The sequence below is a fragment of the Mycobacterium yunnanensis genome, assembly GCF_025823185.1.
In the GTDB taxonomy this organism is placed as follows: domain Bacteria; phylum Actinomycetota; class Actinomycetes; order Mycobacteriales; family Mycobacteriaceae; genus Mycobacterium; species Mycobacterium yunnanensis.
Genome location: NZ_JACKVK010000013.1, coordinates 270,517 through 293,915 on the forward strand (window position 1 = coordinate 270,517; position 23,399 = coordinate 293,915).

The 23,399-nt window shown below is 64.1% G+C and carries 22 protein-coding genes; 12 read left to right on the plus strand and 10 right to left on the minus strand.

From position 1 onward, the window contains the following. Positions 1 to 24: 24 nt before the first annotated feature. The 3 genes from H7K45_RS24925 to H7K45_RS24935 all read right to left on the minus strand — a co-directional run bounded on the left by H7K45_RS24925 (position 25) and on the right by H7K45_RS24935 (position 2,430). On the minus strand, positions 25 to 327 hold the full coding sequence (locus H7K45_RS24925; protein ID WP_263998741.1) for a hypothetical protein: 303 nt from the start codon (positions 325 to 327) through the stop codon (positions 25 to 27). Between the two features lie 191 nt (positions 328 to 518). Then, a complete protein-coding gene (locus tag H7K45_RS24930; protein ID WP_263998742.1) occupies positions 519 to 1,184 on the minus strand; it encodes a TetR/AcrR family transcriptional regulator in 666 nt (221 codons plus the stop codon). Next, positions 1,177 to 2,430 (minus strand): cytochrome P450, encoded by a 1,254-nt coding sequence (locus tag H7K45_RS24935; RefSeq protein ID WP_263998744.1) that lies wholly within the window; start codon positions 2,428 to 2,430, stop codon positions 1,177 to 1,179. Before H7K45_RS24935 ends, H7K45_RS24930 begins: the two co-directional genes overlap by 8 nt. Before the next feature lie 533 nt (positions 2,431 to 2,963). Between H7K45_RS24935 and H7K45_RS24940 the strand changes: the two genes are divergently transcribed. Genes H7K45_RS24940 through H7K45_RS24965 form a run of 6 tightly spaced genes read left to right on the plus strand, consistent with a single transcriptional unit; the run spans position 2,964 to position 10,541 of the window. Then, positions 2,964 to 4,166: an MCE family protein gene (locus H7K45_RS24940; protein WP_263998746.1), complete on the plus strand. Its 1,203-nt coding sequence runs from the start codon at positions 2,964 to 2,966 to the stop codon at positions 4,164 to 4,166. Beyond that, positions 4,166 to 5,197 (plus strand): MCE family protein, encoded by a 1,032-nt coding sequence (locus H7K45_RS24945; RefSeq protein WP_263998749.1) that lies wholly within the window; start codon positions 4,166 to 4,168, stop codon positions 5,195 to 5,197. Before H7K45_RS24940 ends, H7K45_RS24945 begins: the two co-directional genes overlap by 1 nt. Further along, positions 5,187 to 6,251 carry an MCE family protein gene (locus tag H7K45_RS24950; RefSeq protein WP_263998750.1) on the plus strand — a complete coding sequence of 355 codons (1,065 nt, stop codon included), beginning with the start codon at positions 5,187 to 5,189 and terminating at the stop codon, positions 6,249 to 6,251. Before H7K45_RS24945 ends, H7K45_RS24950 begins: the two co-directional genes overlap by 11 nt. Next, positions 6,248 to 7,630: an MCE family protein gene (locus H7K45_RS24955; RefSeq protein WP_263998751.1), complete on the plus strand. Its 1,383-nt coding sequence runs from the start codon at positions 6,248 to 6,250 to the stop codon at positions 7,628 to 7,630. The genes H7K45_RS24950 and H7K45_RS24955 overlap by 4 nt, the downstream gene beginning before the upstream one ends. Continuing rightward, positions 7,627 to 8,817, plus strand: a complete 1,191-nt coding sequence (locus H7K45_RS24960; protein WP_276070513.1) for an MCE family protein — start codon at positions 7,627 to 7,629, stop codon at positions 8,815 to 8,817. Before H7K45_RS24955 ends, H7K45_RS24960 begins: the two co-directional genes overlap by 4 nt. 2 nt (positions 8,818 to 8,819) lie before the next feature. Continuing rightward, a complete protein-coding gene (locus H7K45_RS24965) occupies positions 8,820 to 10,541 on the plus strand; it encodes an MCE family protein (protein ID WP_263998752.1) in 1,722 nt (573 codons plus the stop codon). 86 nt (positions 10,542 to 10,627) lie between these two features. Here the strand turns inward: H7K45_RS24965 and H7K45_RS24970 are convergent, their stop codons facing one another. Together H7K45_RS24970 and H7K45_RS24975 are read right to left on the minus strand one after the other, a co-directional pair. Further along, entirely contained in the window at positions 10,628 to 11,053 is a 426-nt protein-coding gene (locus H7K45_RS24970; RefSeq protein WP_263998753.1) for a nuclear transport factor 2 family protein, read from the minus strand. After that, positions 11,050 to 12,273, minus strand: a complete 1,224-nt coding sequence (locus tag H7K45_RS24975) for a cytochrome P450 (protein WP_263998754.1) — start codon at positions 12,271 to 12,273, stop codon at positions 11,050 to 11,052. The genes H7K45_RS24970 and H7K45_RS24975 overlap by 4 nt, the downstream gene beginning before the upstream one ends. Positions 12,274 to 12,459: 186 nt before the next feature. Between H7K45_RS24975 and H7K45_RS24980 the strand changes: the two genes are divergently transcribed. Both H7K45_RS24980 and H7K45_RS24985 read left to right on the plus strand, forming a co-directional pair. Then, complete coding sequence (locus H7K45_RS24980; protein WP_263998755.1) at positions 12,460 to 13,059, plus strand: TetR/AcrR family transcriptional regulator; 600 nt, start codon at positions 12,460 to 12,462, stop codon at positions 13,057 to 13,059. 95 nt (positions 13,060 to 13,154) lie between these two features. Next, positions 13,155 to 13,784, plus strand: coding sequence for a TetR/AcrR family transcriptional regulator (locus H7K45_RS24985; protein WP_263998756.1), 630 nt, complete (start codon positions 13,155 to 13,157; stop codon positions 13,782 to 13,784). Here the strand turns inward: H7K45_RS24985 and H7K45_RS24990 are convergent. From H7K45_RS24990 to H7K45_RS25000, 3 genes are all read right to left on the minus strand, one after another. After that, positions 13,772 to 14,866 carry an NAD(P)H-dependent amine dehydrogenase family protein gene (locus H7K45_RS24990; RefSeq protein ID WP_263998757.1) on the minus strand — a complete coding sequence of 365 codons (1,095 nt, stop codon included), beginning with the start codon at positions 14,864 to 14,866 and terminating at the stop codon, positions 13,772 to 13,774. The two genes, H7K45_RS24985 and H7K45_RS24990, sit on opposite strands and share 13 nt — an antisense overlap. An 11-nt stretch (positions 14,867 to 14,877) precedes the next feature. Next, positions 14,878 to 15,741 carry an SDR family NAD(P)-dependent oxidoreductase gene (locus tag H7K45_RS24995; protein ID WP_263998758.1) on the minus strand — a complete coding sequence of 288 codons (864 nt, stop codon included), beginning with the start codon at positions 15,739 to 15,741 and terminating at the stop codon, positions 14,878 to 14,880. Positions 15,742 to 15,842: 101 nt separating this feature from the next. Continuing rightward, the gene (locus H7K45_RS25000; RefSeq protein WP_263998759.1) at positions 15,843 to 16,256 is read right to left on the minus strand and encodes a VOC family protein; all 414 of its coding nucleotides are present in this window, start codon (positions 16,254 to 16,256) and stop codon (positions 15,843 to 15,845) included. Between the two features lie 391 nt (positions 16,257 to 16,647). Here H7K45_RS25000 and H7K45_RS25005 point away from each other — a divergent pair, with 391 nt between their 5' ends. The 4 genes from H7K45_RS25005 (at position 16,648) to H7K45_RS25020 (ending at position 20,853) form a co-directional block, all read left to right on the plus strand. Beyond that, complete coding sequence (locus H7K45_RS25005) at positions 16,648 to 17,244, plus strand: TetR/AcrR family transcriptional regulator (protein WP_263998760.1); 597 nt, start codon at positions 16,648 to 16,650, stop codon at positions 17,242 to 17,244. Positions 17,245 to 17,313: 69 nt separating this feature from the next. Beyond that, a complete protein-coding gene (locus H7K45_RS25010) occupies positions 17,314 to 19,005 on the plus strand; it encodes an FAD-dependent oxidoreductase (RefSeq protein WP_263998763.1) in 1,692 nt (563 codons plus the stop codon). Between the two features lie 3 nt (positions 19,006 to 19,008). Further along, complete coding sequence (locus tag H7K45_RS25015) at positions 19,009 to 19,719, plus strand: TetR/AcrR family transcriptional regulator (protein ID WP_263998764.1); 711 nt, start codon at positions 19,009 to 19,011, stop codon at positions 19,717 to 19,719. 66 nt (positions 19,720 to 19,785) lie between these two features. Then, positions 19,786 to 20,853, plus strand: a complete 1,068-nt coding sequence (locus H7K45_RS25020; RefSeq protein WP_263998765.1) for an NAD-dependent epimerase/dehydratase family protein — start codon at positions 19,786 to 19,788, stop codon at positions 20,851 to 20,853. Positions 20,854 to 20,979: 126 nt separating this feature from the next. On the opposite strand, the gene H7K45_RS25025 is transcribed toward H7K45_RS25020, so the two are convergent. Beyond that, entirely contained in the window at positions 20,980 to 22,662 is a 1,683-nt protein-coding gene (locus H7K45_RS25025; RefSeq protein ID WP_263998766.1) for an acyl-CoA synthetase, read from the minus strand. Next, on the minus strand, positions 22,646 to 23,020 hold the full coding sequence (locus tag H7K45_RS25030; protein WP_263998767.1) for a hypothetical protein: 375 nt from the start codon (positions 23,018 to 23,020) through the stop codon (positions 22,646 to 22,648). The genes H7K45_RS25025 and H7K45_RS25030 overlap by 17 nt, the downstream gene beginning before the upstream one ends. Between the last annotated feature and the right edge of the window lie 379 nt (positions 23,021 to 23,399).

The following is a 23,399-nucleotide window of genomic DNA, read 5'->3' on the forward strand; positions in this document are numbered from 1 at the left end:
CCTGGGTAGGGAAACTCGCGCGGACTATTGATCACCGTTCAAGAGATGCGCGTAGGGATCGGCGTCGGCGCCGACGGTCTCGGGCATCGGGTAATACGTCTTGATGAGAAGCTCGCCGTCTTCCGCCCACGCGAATGTTTCTATGCTGTAGGCCGTTCCGACATCTGGCTCGGTGCCAAAGGTGTTCTCGCACACCCAGGCCATCTCGTTGCCGTTCACCTGAACGGTGATCATCCTGATCTTCAGGATTGCCTGAAACATGTCGAAGGCGTCACTGGTAGCGGCGTCGAAGCCGTGCTTTTCCTCAGTCCCGACGGGGTCGTACATCCGCACTCCCGCAGGCACGATCGTGCGCCAAGATGCGACCCATTCTTCTTTCCGGCCCGCGTTCCACAGTTCGGCATGTTGCGCTGCGTGCGCCAAACGCGCTGCGCGGCTAGGGACTCGACTCATACCGTTGAATCCTTTCGTTCGGAAGCACGACCACTCTGGAGGCATCAGGAGGGGATGGTGGGAGCTTACCCCTGGCGTCCTGCGCGCTCCTCGGAATCCGGGGTGCCCGTCGTTGGCGTCATCAACTTCGTCAGTCTCGGACGAAGGATCGCAGGGCCCAACCATTGGGTCACGAAACGCCGCAGCTCGGGTCCCCTTCGCGGCTCCTGGCCGGGGTCGATGAGGAATGACTGCACGGTGCGCAACGTCATCTCGGCAAGCTCCCGGAGCTCTGCGGTCCCTAAGCCGTGCAGCTTCCAGTCGACGTCGAATCTCTCAAAGAGAGACAAGCAGAATGTAATTGCGGTGTCAGACGTAAGCGTCACGGTGGGCTCGCCGTCATCTCGCCGGTTGAGTAGCCCCTCCAGCTGCGGGTCACCAGCCAGGTGTTCGACCCCAAAGCAGATGCTCTCCACCACGGCGGTGACGGGGTCGTTGAGACCGCAGACGTGGCGTGCGACTTGGTCGACGAATCCGTTGACGGCCCGCATCCCGCTCGCGACGAGCAGCGCGTCGGCATTCGGAAAGTACCGGTACACCGTCTGACGCGTGACTCCCAGCCTCCGAGCGACGTCAGCAAGGCGTATCGCGGCTCCGTGCTCGGCAATCTCCTGGTCGGCCGCAGTAAGAATCCGCGAGATGGCTTCCTCGTCGGAGGCCGGCGTCGAGCCCGCCCAGCCTCGGCTACGCATCCGCCGTCATCCGCGGTTCACCGATGAACTCGATCGGAAGCGTTGTCGGGCCGGTCATTCCCAGCAGGGGCTTCCACGGGGCCGGTCCGACGCGGCGGGGAGCGGTAAGTCGACGGGTGAGAACTGTGAGCGCTTCCGCCAGTTCCCGGCGAGCGAGGTTCGCGCCGAGGCAGTAGTGCGCGCCACCGCCAAACGTCAGAATGGGCGGGACATCTTCCCGCGTGATGTCGAATCGGTCGGCATCGTCGTAGATCGCCGGGTCCCGGTTGGCGGCGAAGGTGTTCGCGAAGATGAAGGTCCCCTGCGGGAACATGTAGCCGCCGAACTCGACATCCTCCACGGCGGCACGCGGGACGATGGAAGCCGCCGGCGAATGGCGCATGCTCTCGTCGACGGCATGCATCGCAAGTCCGGGATTCACGCGCAGCTTCGCCCATTGGTCGGGGTGCTCGCACAGCACCTGCACCGAGGCCGACAGTTGATTCCGCGTCGTGTCCGTTCCCGCCATCAAGAAGCCCGCCACCAGCATGCGAAGCTCGCCCGCACTCAGGCGTTCGCCGTCGCTCTCGGCACGTATGAGTTCCGAGAGCAAATCATCGGTCAGATGATGACGTCGGGCGGCGATCATGCCGTCGACGTAGGCGTCGAGTTCGCTCCATGCGGCGATGATCGCCGCTTCGTCGAAGTTCGTGTCAGGCTGAAAGTTGAAGGCCTTGAACACCTCCTCAGTCCAATCTGCGAATAATGGCCAATCCTCGCTGGGCGCGCCAAGCAAGGCGCACATGATGGGAGTGGGGTACGGACGCGCAATGTCGGTCACGACATCGCACCGACCCGCATCCACGACCTCGTCGACGAGGCCGTTCATCACCTCGTGAATGGTGTGATGGAGTCGTGACGTCGCGCGGGGAGTGAATGCCTTCGACACCAGTTTTCGCAAGCGCACGTGTGGCGCACCGTCCAAGCCCAGGAGGCTGGTCGCCATCTTGTCGAACAGCGGACCTGAGGTGATGCCCTGCGCCGCCAGCGTGATCCCAGGAGGCAAGCGAAATCTGTTGTCGCGCAGCAGAGCGCGCGATAGATCATAGGACAGTATCTCTGGCCCTAGGGGCCCAAGGGCGATGGGCGCGCACGACTGCGCCGATCGCACGTCCTCGAGGATGTCGTGGGGGGCGGCGGTGAGGTCGTAACTCAAGGTGGGGAGGTCAGCCTCGAGGACGTTCGGAGCGGTGCCAGCCGTGGTCATGGGCGTTCCTCACTGTCGGCTATCGCGCATACCTGTGGTTTGACGTTGTTCGCGTGAGCGTATGACCAAGGGCTACGTAGAGTCAACGATGCCGGTTATATACGCAGTCCACCGACAGACTCTTCCGTGTAGGTCATACGTTGTGGCAGTATGCGTCTACCGTTGGTCGACCGTGGCCCACGGGGCCGTGAAAGTAGTCGTACGAATCGCGTCAGTGTCGCTCGGCCGGCCGGCCGCGAGTCGGCGATGTGCGCCTCCACGCGGGTACGTCATTTTCCGAAATGAGACACCGCTTCAACGGGAGTCCTTCATCGATACAGGTAGCGACGGTGCAATGAGACGATCAACGGCGAGACGCGTCCGGCCGAGATATCGACATCGTCTAGTTCGTTGACCAGGCTGTCGTAGACGTCGGATGCTTGCGCGCATGACGACGACGTCGCGGGATCATCTGCTCTCCGTCGTGCCGGCACGTCGCCGCTCGACGCGCGCAGTCGGCTCAATCCGTCGATGCGTTCACGCAAGCGGTTCAGATGGCGATTAAGCTGACCCGCCCCGCGAAGTTGCGATGTGCCGCTTCGGCTTTGGCACTGTTCTGCACCTTGGCCGTCGCGTTCACCTACCTGTCCTACACGGCTGCCTTCACCCCCGTCGACACCGTCAACATCACCTCGGAGCGGGCAGGTTTGGTGATGGACGTAGACGCAAAGGTGAAGTACCTCGGAGTCCAGGTCGGCAAGGTAACGGCCATCGACTACGACGGTGACCACGCGCGACTGACCTTGGCAATCCTGCAGGATCAAATCGAAAACATCCCGTCCAACGCCACCGTACGCATCGCCAGTAACACCGTCTTCGGTGGGAAATCCGTGGATTTCCTTCCCCCGGACGATCCTTCTCCCACACCGTTGACGCCCAACGCGACACTGCACGCATCCAACGTCGCCGTCGAAGCGAATACGTTGTTCCGAACGCTCGTCGACACCTTGCACAAAATCGATCCGGTCCAGCTCAACGCAACACTGACGGCCATCACCGACGGACTTCGTGACAACGGCAAGGATTTGGGAGACACCGCCAGCACACTCACCACCTACCTCGGCACGCTGAACCCCGCGTTGCCCACCGTGCAGACCGACCTACAGAAGTTGACCACGACCGCCGGCGTCTACGCCGACGCCGCACCGGATCTGGTGCGCACGCTGGACAACGTACCGACGATCAGCGACACGATCGTCGACGAGCGCGACAATCTGTCGGCGACGTTGCTGGCGGCCGTCGGGCTCGCGGACAGCGGTACGCAGACGCTCGAACCGGCCGAAGGGGACCTCATCGCCGCCATTGCGCGACTGCGCGCGCCGCTGAAGGTCCTTGGCGATTACTCACCGGAATTCTCCTGCGTTCTGACGGCGTTGTCGGAGGCCAACAAGAAGTTTGGCCCGCTCATCGGCGGAAAGGTGCCCGGCCTCTTTCTGAGCGCCAACTTCAAGCCCGGTTCTCCCCCGTACACCTACCCCGAGAGCCTCCCCATCGTGAACGCCTCCGGGGGACCCAACTGCCGCGGGCTTCCGAACCTGCCGACGAAGCAGGGCAGCGGTTCCTGGTATCACCCACAGTTCCTGGTGACCGACAACGCCTACATCCCCTACCAGCCCAACACCGAGCTGCAATTCGACCCGCCCAATACCTTGCAGTTCCTGTTCAACGGGGCCTACGCCGAGCGGGACAACTACTGATGACCGCGAAGAACGTCGGCATGAAGGTCACGGTGTTCGTGGTCGCGATGCTGCTGGTCATGGCTGGGTTGGTGGTGACGTTCGGGAAGTTCCGCTTCGGCTCCAACGACACTTACCACGCGTCGTTCGCCTCGGTGTCGCGGCTCAAGACCGGGCAGGACGTCCGCATCGCAGGCATCCCCGTGGGCACGGTGTCCGACATCGAGATCAACGGCGACCACGTCGACGTGTCGTTCGACGTCAACAGGCGCTACCAGCTCTACACCTCCACCCGCGCAGTCATCCGCTACGAGAATCTCGTCGGTGACCGATTCCTCGAAATCACCTCCGGTCCAGGCGATTTGGACAAGCTGCCCGTCGGCGCCACCATCCCGATCAGCAACACCGAGCCCGCCCTCGACCTCGACGCGCTGCTGGGCGGATTGCGTCCCGTCCTCAAGGGACTCGACGCTCAGAAGGTCAACCAGGTCAGCAACGCGGTCATCGAACTGCTCCAGGGTAAGGGCGGAGACCTTGCCGACATGCTCTCGAGCACTGGTTCGTTCACCCAAACACTCGCCGCGCGTGATCAACTCATCGGCGACGTCATCACCAACTTGAATTCGGTGCTCGGTACCGTCGATGACAAGAACGCCCAACTCGACGCCAGCGTCGATCAACTCCAACAGCTGATCACGGCGTTGTCCAAGGGCCGTGACCCAATTGCCGGCGCCATAGCACCATTGGCCTCCGCGCAATCCGATCTGACCGACTTGCTGGCCACCTCGCGGAGGCCGCTGCAGGGGGTGATCGAGAACGTCCGTCCGCTGGCGACCGTGCTCGACGACCGCAAGAAGGACGTCAACACCGTCATCGAACCGCTGGCGGAGGATTACCTGCGACTCAGTGCGCTGGGGTCCTACGGCGCGTTCTTCAACATCTACTTCTGCCAACTGAAATTCAAGATCAACGGACCCGCCGGTAGCGACATCATCCTTCCCGCGGTCGCTCCACCCGACCCAAACATCGGCAGGTGTTCCTTTGCCAAATAAGCACACTCGCGAACGCGATCCGCTACGCACGGGGTTCTTCGGCATCACCATCATCACCTGCCTCGTCCTCACCTCCTTCGGGTACACCACGGTGCCGTTCTGGCCGCGTGGGAAGAACTACAGCGCCTACTTCACCAACGCGGCCGGCGTCGTCGCGGGCAGCGACGTACAGGTCTACGGCTATCCCGTGGGAAAGGTCACCAAGGTCGACCTGGTCGACCGCTCTGCGAAGATCGACTTCACGGTCGACCGCAAGCTGCGCATCGGAGACCAAAGCCTGGTGGCGATCAAGACCGACACGGTTCTGGGTCAGCGTGCACTGGTCATCACGCCAAAGGGTTCCGGAACCACCACCTCGATCCCGCTCGGCCGCACGACCACGCCCTACAGCCTGAACAACGCTCTCCAAGATCTCGGGCAGAACGTCGGAGACCTCGACAAGCCCCGCTTCGTCGAAGCGCTTCAAACCCTCACCGATGCGCTGCACGACGCCACCCCACAGCTGCGCGGCGCCTTGGACGGCATCACCGCTCTGTCCCGCAGCGTCAACGCCCGCGACGAACAGGTCGAAACCCTCCTCTCACACGCGAACTCGGTGTCCGAAGTCCTCGCCAGGCGGGCCGAGCAGATCAACCTGCTGATCAGCGACGGCAACTCGCTGTTCACCGAATTGGACTCCCGCCGCCAAGCCATCAACCAGCTCATCACGGGAATCACCGACATATCGCGTCAGATCTCGGGTTTCGTCGCCGACAACCGCACCGAATTCGGGCCCGCGCTCCAGAAGCTGAATCTCGTCTTGGACAATCTCAACGCCCATCGGGAACACATCGGCGAAGCCCTCAAACGCCTGCCCGGCTATTCGACTGCCCTCGGCGAGGTCGTCGCGTCCGCCCCCGGCTTCGAGGCCAACATCGGCGGGGTACCACCGCCCAGTGCCGCAGCGTTGCTGTTCGACACGTACTTTCAGCCGGGTAAACTTCCCGACTCGTTGGCGGACCTGTTGCGGGGCTTCCTCGTCGAAAGGGCGACGATCAGGCCGAAGTCACCATGAGCGCCAACACCTTCCTCCGCCGGGTCTCGGCCCGCCTAGGCATCCTGGTCGTTCTGCTCGCCGTGCTGTGCGGCGCAGTCGTACAGGTGTGGCCGACCTCCTCGGCGATGACGGTGAGCGGATACTTCTCCTCGGCGATCGGGCTCTATCCTGGAGACTCCGTCAAGATCGCCGGGGTACCCGTCGGCACCATCACCTCCATTGCGCCAGGCGCCGAGCACACGACGATCACCATGACCGTCCGCCACGGCGTCAACGTCCCCGCCGACGCCGCCGCAATCATCGTGGCACCCAACCTCATCGCGGCCAGGTTCGTCGAACTCGCGCCCGTCTACGACACCGGACCGACGATGGCAGACGGTGCCATGATCCCGGAAAGTCGTACCGCCGTGCCGGTGGAATGGGATCAGGTCAAAGACGAACTCACCAAGCTCAGCGGACAACTCGGACCACAACCTGGCTCTCTGCAGGGTCCGCTGTCCCAATTCGTCGACCAAGCGGCCGACACGTTCGACGGTCAGGGCGATTCCTTCCGCCAGGCGATCCGCGAACTGTCCCAAACCGCCGGACGATTGGGCGACTCACGTACCGACCTCTTCGGCACCGTGAAGAATCTGCGCATTTTGGTCGACGCGCTCTCGCGCAGCAACGACCAAATCGTAGAGTTCTCCAGTCATGTCGCATCGGTATCTCAAGTCCTGGCCGACAGTTCGACGGCATTGGACACCTCGTTGGGGGCCCTGTCCCAGGCCCTGAACGACATTCGGGGATTCCTCGACGACAACAACGCAAGCCTCACCGGGCAGATCGACCGGCTCACTCAATTCACGTCGTTGTTGACCGAACACAGCGACGACATCGAGCAAGTACTCCACGTCGCGCCCAACGGCATAGCCAATTTCTACAACATCTACGACCCCGCCCAAGGTTCCACCAACGGAATCCTGAACCTGCCCAACTTTGCCAACCCCGTGCAGTTCATCTGCGGCGGCACCCTCGAAGCCGCCGGGACGCCTGACGCGTACAAGCGAGCCGAGATTTGTCGGCAACGCATGGCACCCGTGCTCAAACGGCTCGCCGTGAACTACCCACCATTCCTGTTCCATCCGATCAACAGCATCACCGCATACAAGGGACAGATCATCTACGACACTCCCGAAACGCAAGCCAAGGCCCAAACGCCGATCTCGCAACTGCAGTGGCAACCTCTACCCGGCGTGCACCCACCCACCATTCCGCCCGATGCGGATCTGTCCTCGATCCTGCTTCCACCAGAACCGACTCCGGCCGAGACTGCCGCGCCAAGTCCGACCCCGGCGCCGCCCGACAGTGGGGCGACGATCGTTCCGTCGCCTCCAGGGACAGGAGCCGGCGGATGACGTCGTCGGTGTCACGGCTCTCCTTCCGTCGAACGAGCCAGCGGGGCATGGCGCTCGGTGTCGCCGCGATGACGCTGAGCGCATGCCAATTCGGAGGCCTGAACTCGTTGGACATGCCGGGGACGGAGGGGCACGGCGGCGGATCCTTCACCATTAGCGCCGAGTTGCCCGACGTCGCGTCACTTCCCCAGAACTCCCCCGTGCTCGTCGACGACGTCACGGTGGGAAGCGTGTCCGGGATGGAGGCCGTGCAGCGTGCCGACGGCACCTTCTACGCCGCAGTGAAGGTGTCGCTGAACTCGGGCGTGAAGCTGCCAGCCAACGCCACCGCCGCCGTGGGGCAAACCTCACTTCTGGGATCGCAGCATCTCGAGTTGGCGGCGCCGAAGGACCAGCCGCCGACCGGCACGCTGCAAGCAGGGGCCGTCATCCCGATCGGACACGCAGGTCGGTACCCGACCACCGAGGAAGTACTGTCCTCCCTCGGCGTGATCGTCAACAAGGGTAATCTCGGTGCGCTTCAAGACATCACCGATGAGCTGTATTCCGCCGTGGCGGGGCGCGCGGGTCAATTCGCCGACTTCCTGCCCCGGCTGGCCGAACTGACGGCCTCGATCGACCATCAGACGGGCGACCTCATCGCCGCCGCCGAGCAACTCAACCGCTTCTCTGCGGCGGTGGCGCGTGGCAACGACAAACTGGCGCTGGCCCTCGAGACACTGCCCGCAGCGTTGCGTGTCCTGAACGACAACAGCGGCCACATCGTCGATGCCTTCGCCGCGCTGCAACGCTTTGCCGAAGTCGGGTCCCGCATCCTGTCGCAGACGAAGGTGGACTTCGCCGCCGACCTCAAGTCCGCCTTCGCCGTGGTCAAACCATTGGCCGACGACGCCGACACCCTCGTCGACGCACTGCCCGTGCTACCGACCTTTCCGATCCCGCAACCCGGGATCAAACAGATCGTCCGTGGTGACTACCTCAACGTCTTCGTCACGCTGGATCTGACCCTGCGACGATTCGGCGAAAACCTCTTCACCACCTCGAAACTCGACCCCAACATGAAACATCTCGACGAGGTGGTCAACCCGCCCGACTTCCTGCTGGGGCAGATGGCGAACCTCTCCGGCGAGGCTGCCGACCCGTTCAAGATTCCCCCCGTTCGGCCAACCCCTTCCGGGGGTGGCTGACCGTGTTGACGCGTGTCGTGCGCATCCAGCTGACGATCTTCGCCGTAATCACCGTCGTCGTCATCACCACGGTGTCGCTGCTCTATCTCCACGTGCCCGCCGCCCTCGGATTCGGGACCTATACCCTGACAGCGAATTTCGCTGCGAGCGGCGGGCTCTACGAGAAGTCGAACGTCACCTATCGTGGCACCACCGTGGGCCAAGTCACCGCGGTGTCGTTGACGCACGGTCACGGGGTCGACGCGACGATGAAACTCGACACCGGCACGTCCATACCCGCCAACGTCACCGCCTCCGTGAAGAGCATGTCGGCCATCGGAGAGCAGTACATCGACTTGGTGCCGCCGGCCGATCCCTCCCGCGACGTCTTGCGCAATGGGTCGCGCATCGATCGTGCGCACACCGATATCCCCGGAGACGTCGCCGGGCTGCTCGGACAGGCCCAACGGCTCGTCGACTCCTTGGACCAGAGCCGTCTGCGTGATCTGCTGCACGAGACTTTCAAAGCCTTCGACGGATCCGGACCCGAGCTCGCGCGGCTCATCGAGTCGTCGAGATTGTTGGTCGACGAAGCCAACAGCCACGCCGACGACACGACCGCCCTCATCGATCAAGCGGGCCCCGTCCTCGACGGTCAGATCCGCAGCGGCGACAACATCAAGTCCATCGCCGACGGACTGGCCCGCCTGTCGACCGAGGCCAGCAAGGCCGGCCCCCAGGTTCGCAGTGTTCTACAGTCAGCCCCCGCCGCCGCCCGAGCCGCCACCGACACCTTCGACGGGATTAGACCCTCCTTCCCCACCCTCGCTGCCAATTTGGCCAACTTCGGTCGCATCGGCGTGATCTACCGCAAGTCAATCGAGCAAGTGCTCGTCATCTTTCCCGCCGTCACCACGGTGCTGCTGACCACCGCCGAGCAGCTCCCCGGCGACGAGGGCGCCAAGGCGGACTTCAAGTTCAATCTCGGTGACCCACCGCCCTGCTTTACCGGCTTCATTCCCCCGGCTCTACAGCGCACCCCCGCCGACGAGACGTTGCGTGATCTTCCCAAAGACCTGTATTGCAAAGTGGCGCAGAATGATCCAACTGCAGTGCGTGGCGCCCGAAACTATCCCTGCCAAGAATTTCCCGGCAAACGTGCCCCGACCGTACAGTTGTGCCGCGACCCAGTCGGTTACGTACCGGTTGGCACGAACCCGTTCCGCGGGCCACCGGTACCCTACGGCACGCCCATTACGGATCCACGAAACATTCTGCCGCCCAACAAATATCCTTTCATTCCGCCTGAGGCCGATTACGACCCCGGACCACCCGTCGTGCAGCTACCGCCCGGCGTCGCACCCGGGCCCGGCCCGGCACTGACACCGCCATTTCCCGAGCAGACCCCCCCGGTCACCCCTGGGCCGCAGCCGTTTCCCCTGCCATTCCGCGCCCCACCCGATCAACAGGTACCCCCGTACGGGCAGCAGCCGCCGGCACCTGCGCCTGACGTGCCCCCGCCGCCTGCACCCTCGCCTGAACCGGCGGCGCCGTTGCCTGCCGAAGCCCCGTCGAATCCGGATGCCGGAGCACCCCAGGCCAGCGCTGCGACCGCCACATACGATCCGGCGAGCGGCCAGTTCTTGGACCCCGACGGGCACATCAGCACCTTTGCCACCGGCACGGGCGGCAGCATGACGGCCGAGACGTGGGTTGACCTGATGACCGATCCCCGGAGCGCTTAGCCCTCGAGGCCCGCAGTGGCGGACCGCTTGCGTCACACGGACTACGCGGCTTGAGACTTGGCGAACAACAGTTGGTACGCCAGGGGCTAGGACTGAGTGACGTCGGTCAGGAGGTGGCGGAGGTGCAATGACGCCACCTTCCATCCGTGTCCCTGGCGCACCCAGCGTTCGTGGTAGTGCCCGTAGCCGGTGACCGAAGTCCCGTTCTCGAACACGGTTCGGTACTGTGCGGCCCAGATGACCGTCGCCTCGTTTCCTCGGAGACTGATCTCGGGGGTGTGAACCTGATGGACCGTCCTGGTACCAACGACCAAGGACTGCAGCAGGGTCAGTGTCGCGTCGCGACCCGAGGTCGTCTCGGGCTCTGTATCAGATTCGCTCATGCCGAACGCCACGTCGTCGGTCATCAACGCCGCCAGCGCGTCCCAATCTCGGTTGTCGAGGTTCCGGCAGTACGCGGCCTTGGCTTGCGTGAGTTCATAGAAGGCCACCAGCTCGGCTTGGCCGGTCACGACACCGTCAGTTCGAGACGGTCGAGCCGACGTACCAATAAGCTGGGCAACCACCGACCCGTTTCGGCAATGTGAATCGTCTTGGTGCGCTCCAGCATTTGGCCGATGACGACAGTGGCCTCCAGCCGGGCAAGAGCGGCGCCGACGCAGAAGTGTGCGCCTTTGCCGAACGCGAGATGTCCCTTGCCGGCGGACCGATTCAGCAGGAACTCGTCAGGGTTCTCGAAGTGCGCGGGGTCGCGATTGGCCGCACCCCACATCAAGAGTAGGCGTGAATTCGCGGGCAAGGCGACGCCTGCGAGCTCGGTGTCGGCGACGACGTGACGATAGTGGCCGCGGAAGGGCGGCTCGCAACGCAGCACTTCTTCGAGGAACGTGCCGAGCAAGGCCGGCTCGGCGCGCACCTGCGTTTGCACTTCCGGACGGGTCGCCAAGATCCAGGCGGCCGACCCGATCAGCGATGCCGTGGACTCGCCTCCGGCGCTGAACAACGTGATCATCATGATCAGCGCCGTGATCTCCTCCATCTGGCCTGCGGCGCACGCCGCGGCGAGGTCACCGAGGAGGTTGTCCTGCGGGCTGGCGGCGGTCGCGGCGCGAAACTGCTCGGTGACGTAGCCGCTCAGCTCCATCACGGCGACACCGGCAGCAGCCAGCTGATCCTCGGTGACCAGACCCTCCAACAATTGCGTTGCGGCGTAACCCCATTCGCTCAATTTGTCGACGTCCTGGTCGGGGACCCCGATGAGTCGTCCGACGACCATCATGGGCAGGCGGTTGGCCATTGCACCCATCCATTCGATGCGCCCGTCGTGCACGGCCGCGTCCCACAGGTGGGTCGACGTTTCGGCGACGAAGGCTTCGGCGCCCCGTATCCGCTTGGCCGCCAATTGCGGAATGAGCGCCTTGCGGTGAACGGCATGCGCGGGATCATCGGCGGTGGCGAGCACCTGCGTCGGGCCGTCGAGTTCACCCATGGGGAAGGGTCGCACGGTGCCGTCGCGGTCGTGCATCATGGTCGCCGTCAGGTTCGACGAGAAGTCTTCGCACCGCCCGACTGCCTCGGTGACCGCTTCCCAGCTTGTCACTGCGTAGAAGTCTGAATCACCGATCCGATGCACGGGACCGGCTGCGTGCATGCGCTCATACAACGGACGAGGATCTTGGATGAACTGGTCGTCGAACAGCGCAAGTCCAGTCGCGCCATTGCGGGGTGTCATCGCTTCACGCTGCTCGATGGGAACAGCCTGGTCAAGCCCTTGCGGTCAAGTTGGAAGTTGGCTCCCGCGCCGACCGCCGCAAGTGTCTCAGCGCCCGCCCTTCACGTGCATGAAGCTGAGATATTCGCCGAAATTCGTCTCAACCGTGCGACACTTGGGCACACATTCGGGAGACAGGGCGGACCTATGGGACGAGCCGATTGGGTGGTCGGCGGAGACCGCCACGCGGCGGCCGCTGAACGGATCTACTCCGCCGCGAGCGATCTCGTGCGCCGAAAGGGGCTTAGCGCCCTGGACATGGACACTCTGGCCGAGCGGGTGCACTGTTCGAGGGCGACCATCTACCGCTACGCCGGTAACAAGGCGCAGATACGCGACGTCGTGCTGGTCCGCATCGCGACGGCGATCACCGACGCCGTCCGACGCGAAGTCGAGCATCTAACCGGGCCCGAACGGGTCGTCACGGCTATTGCCGTGGCGCTGCGACAAGTTCGGGCTAGTCCCCTTCGGCGTCTGATGATGACCTCGGACAAGGTGCCCGAGCTCAGCGATCTGCACTCCTCGCCCGTCTTGAGCGCGCTCGCCGCCGAGCTGACCGGAATTGCAGGCAACGATCGCGCAGCGGCAGTGTGGATCGTCCACGTCGTGTTGTCGATGACCTACTTGAACGTCGGTGACGATCGACTCGAAGCCGAGATCCTCCAACGTTTCGTCTTTCCTGCTTTCGACACCGGCCCTGGGCGGACGACTGCCGACGCGACGCACGACGTCACCAGCTGTGTGTGAGGTTTGCGGCGACCGCTCGAGACGTCACCTAGCCAGGGCCGCCTGGACCGCGAGGGCAGTCACGCTGCACGTCCACGGTGTGGTGGTCTAGCAGCATGGCATCGCAACGGCCCGCACCCCGACGGCCTATTGGAGGCAGCCAGGAGCGCGCAGAGCGAACGCGAGCAGTCGTCCTCAACGAAACGGTGCATTGCATCGTGGAGGAGGGTTACGCGGCGGCCAGCGCCCGTCACATCGCGGAGCGGGCAGGGGTGACGTGGGGTGTCATCCAGTACCACTTCGGCGACCGGGAAGCTCTGATGATGGCCGTCGTCGATGACGGTTATGCTCAACTGCTGCAAGCGCTTCGCGCTCCGCTGGACGTGTCGCCGACGCTGACCGTTCGGGCTACCGCAGAGATGATCGTCACCGCCGCCTGGGAGGCATTCTCCACCCCTACGTCGATGGCTGCTCTCGAAATAGTCATTGCGACTCGCGCCCATCGTGATCCAGCTGCCAGCGAGCACCTCGTGGCCTTGGCCAATGCTCTGAGTCAGCTTGGCAAGCAGATCGGCAACGGTCTGAAGACGTCGCACGCGGCCGCGGTCGGCGATCTCCTTTGGGCAGCGTTGCGCGGCCTGGTGCTAGCGCAGATGGTCATGGCCACCCCAGTCGACACGCGCCGAGAACGGCGGGCCCTGGTCAACGTGATCGTCGCCTACATCGAACAGCATCAACCACTCTGAGCGCTGCTGCGATGCCTGAGAAGGCCCGAGGCCTGATCGGCAGGCAGATCTCGCACAGCGAGCAGGCCGGGCCGGGCGCGCACCACTGCGGGCACGGCGTTGACGGCTCGCGCCGCCGTTGCGATGACGCCGCCCTGGTTGTGATCGACGCCGTCGAGCCCGACGTGAGTGTTGATCTCCACTCCCGGGCTTCCGGTGATCACCACCCGATGCACTCCCAGTCTGCCTTCGGGCGGCTGGGGCCACTCCGGTGCCGCAGCGTCGGTAAGCCGGTTGACGTGCTCCATCGCGATCACCGAGCGGCCATCCTTGATGCCCTCCACTGCGAACCGCACCGCGGCGACGTGACCAGGGTCCACGTGCATCATCGTGCAGCTGATGGCTTCGGTCGCCAACCAGGTGTCGTGACTCTCGCGAATTTCATCGAGTACCACGCCGAGCGACTCGGCCACCACCTTTACCGGCCCTCCCCAGATCGACGTCAGCACACCGGGCAGGAAGAGCGTCGGGGTTTCGTCACCTGGGGCCAATCCGAATCCGAAGCTGACGCCTGTGAAGTCCGCGTCGTCGTACGTGCCGTAGTCGAAGACCTCCTGTACCACTAGCCGCTCCACGGACTGGCATAACGTCAAAGCCGCCAGCGGCAAGGTGTCCCCGGAGAAGCCGGGATCGATGCCGTTGACGTACAACGACGATCCGCCACGCGCGCAGGCTTCGGCGAGAGGCTCGCGCAACCACGCCTCGGCGTGCGCTGGGTGAACCAACCAGACCATCGACGTCGCCGCGACATTGGTGCCGGCCTCCAAGAAGGCGATGATCTCGGCCAGCGCGTCCTGGGGTCGGGTCTCGGCTTGGGAGGTGTAGACGACGCAATCCGCGCGGAGCGCCACCAGTGCCGCGACGTCATCTGTCGCGATGACGCCGGTCAAGCCCATCCCGCACAGTTCACCTGCGTCACGACCCACCTTGGCCGGGCCACTGGCGTGCACGCCGACCAACTCGAGGTGCGGACTTTCGATGATCTGCCGAAGTGCGTGCACGCCAACATTTCCAGTCGAGAACTGCACGACTCTCACGGTCACGGAACAGCCTCCTAGAGAAGATCGGTGATGGTCTTCAAGCCTGCGTCGTACAGGACGCCAGGCAGCATGCCGCCGTCGACTTCGACAGTGGTGCCGTTGACGAAGTCTGCCTCTCCACTGCACAAGAAGACGCACGCCCGGCCAACCTCACTTGGGTCGCCGGCCCGCTTGAGCGGTACGTTGTCGAAATACTTCGCGCCAGACTTGTCGTCGTCGGGCAGGACGAAGCTCTGAAAGTTCTCCGTCATCGTCGGTCCCAACGCCAGGCAATTCACCCTCACTTTGGGGCCCCATTCCTGGGCCAGAGAACGAGTCAGATGATTGAGGCCCGACTTCGCCGCGCCGTAGGACACCAAGGTCGGCGAACCGGCGGGATGCCCGGCGCCGCTGCTGATGTTGACTATCGATCCGACGCCGTCCTGGTGCTTCATCTGCCGGAAGACGCGGATGGCGAACCACAGCGGGCTGATGAGGTTCATCTGGATGGCGAATGCGTGAAACAGCACGCTGCGCTCGTAATCGTCGTCGCTGGAGGGCGCGCCCTGAATTCGGGATACGAGCGGCGGCACGCTGTCCACGCTGGGCGAAGGTACAGTGCCACCTGCGTTGTTCACCAGGATGTCGATCCGCCCGTACGTTTGGACGACGCGAGCCACGAACTCGTCGATCGACCCGTAATCGCCTTGGTCGCAGACCCACTGAACGGAGCGCTGTTCACCTCCGGGAACGTCCGCTGCGCCGGGTAGGCCAGGCAAGGGCGAGCGCGAGCACCCGACGACGGTCGCCCCCTCCTGGAGGAGTTCGCGGGCGACACCCACGCCCACCCCTCTACTGGTGCCCGTCACGATCGCGACGCGTCCGTCCAACGATCCCATTGCTACCTCCTTTGAGCTGAATCTCGTCTTTCCGCGCTCGATTCGGCGAGTGCGCACCACGTGTCAGTGCGGTTCGATCGACAGATAATGGCGGGGCAACGTCACTCGAGGTCGGTCTCCAAGAACGTGATCGGCACACCGAACAGTGGCGCCATGTCGATCTCGGTGAGCGTGAACCCGTCACCGCCACGATGCTGGCGGTAACGCTCCACGGCCCCTTCTGCCTCGGCCACGGCGCAGGCACCTTTAGCATCCGGCACCCGCACCGCGACGGCGAACAATCCCTCGCCGTATCGGGCGAGAAAGTCTCCGACTGAACCACTTTGGGCGAAGTGCTCCTCGGTGGGGGTGACCAGTTCCATTCCGCCATTCCAGTCGATGCGCACCCTGAGGCCGACGTCATCGACGACGTATTCGACCAGGTGAAAACCAAGCAGTTCTAGGTATCGGCTGGCCCCGTCGAAGGACTCCGGACGCACCGCGAAGACGACGTGGTGCAATCGCGGTGCTGGCACAGCGTCCGCCTTTGCCACGTAGTCCTCCTCTTGCCGCGACGGCGATCGGCCACATCGCGACCCATTCGTCCTACCCGGCGTCAGATTCAGTCGTCGGTGCCGACCTGACATGCATGATGATTGCACGCTTAATATTTTTATGTAAGTAATCGGTCTTTCGCGGACCTGCCGGCCATGACGGGTCGTCTCATCACTGGCTGAGAAGCTCGGTCACGTCATCGACGACTCTACCCCTACCCTTAGTAGACATCTGTCTACCAAAATCTCCGATCGTCCATCTCCGGGTGTCAATACTGCGTTGACACCAGGCTGGTATTCGACGTAACACGGGCATTGCCAATGAATTCAACGAGACGTTGCCGATCGCATCGACAACGGATATTCTGGACACATGTCCAGTCCAGGGGCCGTCGGCGTGACCGACCTGAGCGTCCGTCGACGACGACGGGCGAATGAATCAGTTACGGCCGCGCTAATCGACGCGACCGTGGGCTGGTTACGTGAGTCCTCACTCGATGCGGTCACCGTCGGCGCTGTGGCCGAACGCGCAGGCATCTCTCCGGTGGTCGCCGACGAATTATTCGGATCGATCGACGAGCTGATCCTGGAGACGTGCCTGAGCCGACTTAGCGCCGTGGCTCTGAGCGATGAGGCCGACCAAGGCTCCCTCGCGCGGGTGGCCGAGCAACTCGGACGCATGATGATCGCGGTGGCCGATGAACCCGCCATCGCCTCGGCGTGCGCCGCGGTCTACCTGCACGCCGGCACGGCCGCTGCCCGGGCTCAAGAGCGAATCGGGCTGGAAATTCACCGACTCATCACCTCGGCCATGGGGCCGGGATGCTGGCCCGAAGTCATCACGACACTCGAATTCATCTTCTCCGGCGCCCTCATTCAGGCCGCCATGGGGACGATGAGCTTCGAGAAGGCCGCCGAGGGCGTCGAGACGGCCGTCAGCCTCATCCTCGATGGCCCGCCTCGCCGTTGACGGCCACCGCCCGCACTTTGTGGACCTGCACCCCGTGACCATGCTTCCGCCGACGACGAAGGGACCGAGGTGGCATACGTCATCACCCAAAATTGCTGCAAGGACGCCAGTTGCGTCCCGGTGTGCCCGGTGGACTGCATCCGTCCGGTAGGCGGCGCCGGGGAGTCCACCGACACCGAGATGCTCTACATCGATCCGGAAGCGTGCATCGACTGCGGCGCCTGCATGGACGAATGCCCGGTTGGCGCGGTCCATTACGAGGACGATCTCTCACCGTCGATGGCGCGTTTCAAGGACATCAACGCCACGTATTTCGCGCGCCACCCCCTCGAGCCGTACTCGTCGGCGCCTGCACCCAAGCATCGCCCGGTGACGCCGGGACGGCTTCGCGTCGCCATCGTGGGCGCCGGACCCGCAGCGTGCTACGCAGCAACCGAATTGATTGGCGTCGACGGGGTCGAGGTGAACCTCTTCGAGAGGCTGCCGACGCCGTATGGCCTCGTTCGAGCCGGCGTAGCACCCGACCATCAACACACCAAATCCATCACCGACGTCTTCCGGAGGGCATTCGCATCCCCGCGGTTGACCACTCACCTGAACGTCGACGTCGGCCGCGATCTCAGTCATGCCGACATGCTCGACCACCACCACGCGGTGATCTACGCCGTCGGCGCCGCAGACTCTCGTAGCCTTGGGATACCCGGTGAGGAACTGCCCGGCAGTCACGCGGCATCGGATTTCGTGGCTTGGTACAACGGTCACCCCGACCACACCGAACACGACTTCGACTTGACGCACGAGCGGGCAGTGATCATCGGCAACGGGAATGTGGCGCTCGACGTCGCTCGGATCTTGCTGGCGACGCCAGAACAGCTTGCCGTGACCGACATTGCTCACCATGCGCTCGAAGCGTTGCGCCACAGCGCGATCGAGGAGGTCGTCGTCGTCGGCCGACGGCGGCTACGCAACGCTGCGTTCTCCGTCGGGGAATTCCTCGCATTGGGCAGCCTCGACGGGGTGAGCGTGGCCATCGAAGGTGACGACGACCTCGAGGCAACGCCACACGACGACGTCGAGACCACGCTGAAGCTGGACATTGCACGCGAGTACGTCGACCGGAAGGACCAAGGTCAAGACAGGCGAATCATCCTGCGATTCCTCACATCCCCGGTCGAGTTCGTTGGTGAGCAGCACCTCGAGGGGCTCAGCGTCGTGCGCAACCGAATCGGCGACGGCGGCGGTCTGGTCTTGGGCGATTCGACGACTGACTGCGAGATCCTCGAGACCGGTCTGGTGCTGCGATCCATCGGGTACCGCGGATCGAAGATCGACGGTGTGCCGTGGGATTGGGCCACCGGTCGCATCCCGAACGTGGCGGGCAGGGTCATCGACGATGATCACGAGCCAATTCCCGGGGTGTACGTCACCGGATGGGCCAAACGAGGATCGCGAGGAGTCATCGGAACCAACCGCGCCTGCGCGGAGGAGACGGTCACGGCCCTGCTCCAGGATTTCGACACGGGTCGCCTCGTGGGTGAGATCGGCAGCGCAGGTGACCTTTCGGCGACGATGGGCGCCCGCGGCGTCGACCCGGTGAGCTGGTCGGGGTGGCACGCAATCGACGCCAGGGAGCGCGAACTCGGCGCCGCTGAATTACGACCGCGCCGCAAGCTCGTCGATGTCGAAGCGCTGCTGGCCGCAGCCGCCGACGCCATGGGCCCCTCAGGCGGGGCCGTCTCCTCTGAACTACGGGGAGACTGACGAATGCTGTTCAGTAGTGACGGCATTCAGTACGAACATTCCGCGACGTATCACTTCCACGAGCCGGCCCTGCCCGAAGACCAACTCACCTCCGAGCGGCAGCGGCAGCGGCGCGCGCGGATTCTCGACGCCGCCGTCACGGTTGCCGCAGCCGGAGGGTATGACCGTGTGCACGTTCGCGACATCGCAGATCTGGCCAAGGTGTCGCTCGCAACGCTCTACCACTACTTTCCGTCCAAGGTGCACGTCTTGGTGTGGGCCCTCGACCGCGAGCTGATGCGTTTCGACGACGACTTGGCCCACCGCCTCGCCCAGATTCAGGACCCCTTCGCCCGTCTGAGGATCGTCGTCTGGCGCTTGGTCAAGGCAATGGAGCACTCCGACCGAGTCACCGAAGCCATGACACACGCCTACGTCGCATCGAGCATGGTCGCCTCGGCCGAGGCCGAGATGATCAGAGTGCAGACGAGCAAGATGTTCGCCCACCTGATGAGTGACGGCGCCGTCGACGAGCTCCATCGGAACACCGCCGACGTTCTCACCGACGTATGGACCTCGGAGATACTGGCACTCGTGCAGGGGCGCAGGACGTTCGACGAGGTGCATCGCCGACTCCACACCGTCATCGATCTCATCGCCCGGGCCAATGAGCCGCGGTGCGAACATGGTGAAACCAGCTTGAGGCCCCCGCCCTCACGACGCACGACCCCGTGAGAGCCTGCCGCACTTCGTGCACTGGCCTTGGGTGTCGAGACGCCCAGCAATACATCAGGAGGTTTCATGCCGGGAACAGTTCTCGTCACGGGCGGCTTCGGTCTGGTCGGGTCGGCCACTGTTGGGCGACTCGTCGAACTCGGGCGCACTGTCGTCGTAGCCGATCTGGACACGCCTGCAAATCGTGCGGCCGCAACCACACTGCCGCCCGGGGTGAGCGTGTCCTGGGTTGACCTGACCGACGCCGAACAGACCGCCCGGGTAGTCGCAGAGGTAACCCCGACGGTGATCGTCCACCTCGCAGCGATCATCCCGCCCGCAATCTACAAGAACCGAGCACTCGCCCGACGGGTCAACGTCGACGCCACGGCCAATCTGGTCCGCATAGCCGAAGCTCAACCCACGCCGCCACGCTGGGTACAAGCCTCGAGCAACGCCGTCTTCGGGTCACGCAATCCCCATCGTTCGACGGGGCCGGTCACCGCCGACATGCCGATGAAGCACTCCGACCTTTACAGTGCGCACAAGGCCGAAGCCGAAACCATCGTGCGGGATTCGTCGCTGGAGTGGGTGGTGCTGCGGCTTGGCGGTGTGCTCAGTGCCGATCCCGACGCCATCCCCTTCAGCGCCGACGCGATGTACTTCGACAGCACCCTCCCGATTGACGGGCGGTTGCACAGCGTCGACGTCCGAGACGTGGCGTGGGCGTTCGCCGCCGCGACCACCGCCGACGTCGTCCACGAGATCCTCTTGATCGCCGGTGACGATTCCCACCGCGTGCTCCACGGCGACGTCGGACCCGCACTGGCGGCAGCCCGGGGGATGGTGGGCGGTACACCCAAGGGCCGCAAGGGCAACCCGGACGACGACGACGCATGGTTCGTCACCGACTGGATGGACACCACGCGCGCACAGGAAGCACTGGCCTTTCAACACCATTCCTGGTCGGACATGCTCGCCGAAGCGCGCCGACGAACCGGCCGTTCGCGGCATATGCTGCGTATCGTGGCACCCGTCGTCAAAGCGGTCCTCGCGCGCCGCTCCGCATACTGGAAGCAACCGGGTCAGTATGCCGATCCCTGGGGTGCGATCGGGCGCAAATTGGGTGACGCGGCACCCGATTTCCAGGTTTAGTTGATCATTCGATTTCTCGAGGGAGCCTGAGTCGGCACGGGAGGTCGTCGAGGCCTACGAACTTCAGGAGCATGACGAATAGCGTTCCGTCGCTTGCGATGTCGAGGTAGTAGCAGTGCGAACCCGTCACACCGTCGCCGACGTCGACGGTGTCTCGACGACGCTGGTGGCCAGGCTCTTCGCCCAACGATAGTCGGCCTTGCCGGCTGGCGAACGGACGACATTGCCGGTCCGCAGGAAGACCTTCGGCACCTTGTACCGCGCGATGCGCTCCTCGCACACTGCGGCAAGCTCGGCATCGGTGGTGGTGGCACCGTCGACGAGTTGGACGATGGCCACCACCTCACTACCCCACCGAGACGAGGGCCGTCCGACGACGACGACGTCGTAGACCGCCGGGTGCGCGGCGACGGCCCGTTCGACCTCCTCGACGAAGATCTTCTCCCCACCGGAGTTGACGGTTAGTGAGTCCCGGCCGAGAAGTTCGATTCGACCGTCCGCCAACGCCCGTGCGCGGTCACCCGGAATCGACCATCGGACACCGTCGATCGTCGGATAGGTTGCCGCGGTCTTGGTTTCGTCTCCGAGGTACCCCAGTGGGATGAGGTCACGGCGCGCGAGCCAGCCCTCGCCTTCCCCCTGCACGAGCACCCTGGTGAGGTCCGGCGCCACCACCGCGGTGTCCTCCGACGGTGTGAACACGGGCGGAGCCGCGTCGCCCTTGGCCGCCACCATGTTCATCTGCGTTCCGGACTCCGACGAGCCGACCGCGTCGACGAGCAGGACGTGCGGCAGTGCCTCCATCAGGCGGTCACGCACGGTCGGCGAGAGCGGCGCTCCGCCATTGGTGATGGTGACCAGACCGGACAGGTCGTAGGTACCAGCCTCGATTTCGTCGAGCAGAGGCCGGGCGATGGCGTCACCGACCACCGGGATGCTCAGGAGTCGTTCGCGCTCTGCGAGTCTCAGGGCCGACGCCGGCCGCAGCCGGTCGACGTCGTCGGGGATGGCGATCAAGCCGCCCATGGTGATGAGGTAGAACGCCGACCATTGACCTGCGCCATGCATGAAGGGGGCCACCATCAGCAATGACGTCGCGCCAGCTGCCTGCTTGGCGCGCTCGGCCAGTTCGGCGTAGCACGTGAGGGGTTCACCACCGCCGAAGGGTTTGCCCCCCATGGACGACATGAAGATGTCATGTTGGCGCCACAGCACGCCCTTGGGCATCCCCGTCGTCCCGCCGGTGTAGATGACGAAGAGGTCGTCGGCGCTCGGAACGGGCATTCCCTCGGGCGGGCGCGGCGAGGTGAGGATGGTGTCGTAGTCCACCGCACCCGGCAGAAGAGGATTGCCTGAGTCGTCGGCGACTTGGATCAGCTCGGTGAGGTGCGGCAGCTCGCCACGGATGGCCGCCACCTGGGGCGCGAACTCGGCGCCGTACACCAACGCCTTTGCCTGCGCGTTGCGCAGCAGGTATTCCAGTTCCTCACCGACGTATCGGTAGTTGACGTTGAAGGGCGCCACCCGTGCCCGGTAACTCCCGATCATCGTCTCGAGGTACTGGTTGCCGTTGCGCAGGTAGATGCCGAGATGGTCCTGCCCAGACTCGTGGCTGCCCAATTCGGTGCGCTCGACGTGACAGCCCATCCCCTGGCCGATGAGGTAATGCGCCAGCCCGTCGATGCGAGAGTTCATCTCCGCGTAGGTGAACCGGCGTCCCCGCCACAGCACGACGGTGTGGTCGGGAATGGCTTCTGCGACGGTGGCGAAGACTGCCGAGAGATTGAATTCGTTACCGCCGTATTCCATCAGGCTCCTCGTGGCTCTGCAGTGAAGGAAGGGTCGCCGTTTCGACGACACGGTCGAAGAGGTCACGCAAGATGAGCTCGTCCCTTGCGCCGGCGTAACCGTCGAGCCACGCGGCGATACGGCCGACGACGCTCGACGGCAGATGCTGGCCCCGTGTGGCGACGGCCCGCAGGACGTCGACGATGACCGCGTTGCTCTCACCGGCGCCGAGCGCGACGAACAACGACGACCGGGTACGCCTGCCAAGAATCGGCCGAGCAGCTTCCACGACATCCCACGCCACCACCTCGGACGGGTCGACGTGGAGCCGCCGAGGACTTCGCCGCCCCACACCGGGGGGCCACTCTCGCTCGCTCATCGAACCTTCCCACGTCGGGCATGACGACCTGCCGGTCGCCGCCACCGAGACGAGTCAGCATCGACGGACTCACGCGGTTCCCGACGGGGAGCTCGTTCTACCGGACAGGTGTCCAGCTTACGACGTCATCTGCGAGGGGGCAATCACATTCACCAATGTCCCTTTACGACAATATATTTACAGCGGTCAACGTGAATGAGTCGTGTCCGAGTGCAGCCTGACGCCGCCATCACGGTCGCTCGGTAATCTTTTAGTGGACAGACGTCCACTCAGTTGAGGCATCCATTCAGTCGGCGCGGCCTGACCATACGACGGCGCGAGGACGGAAACTCCGCCCCAGAACAACGCTCGGTCGAACGCGAAAGACCGATGAGCTGGC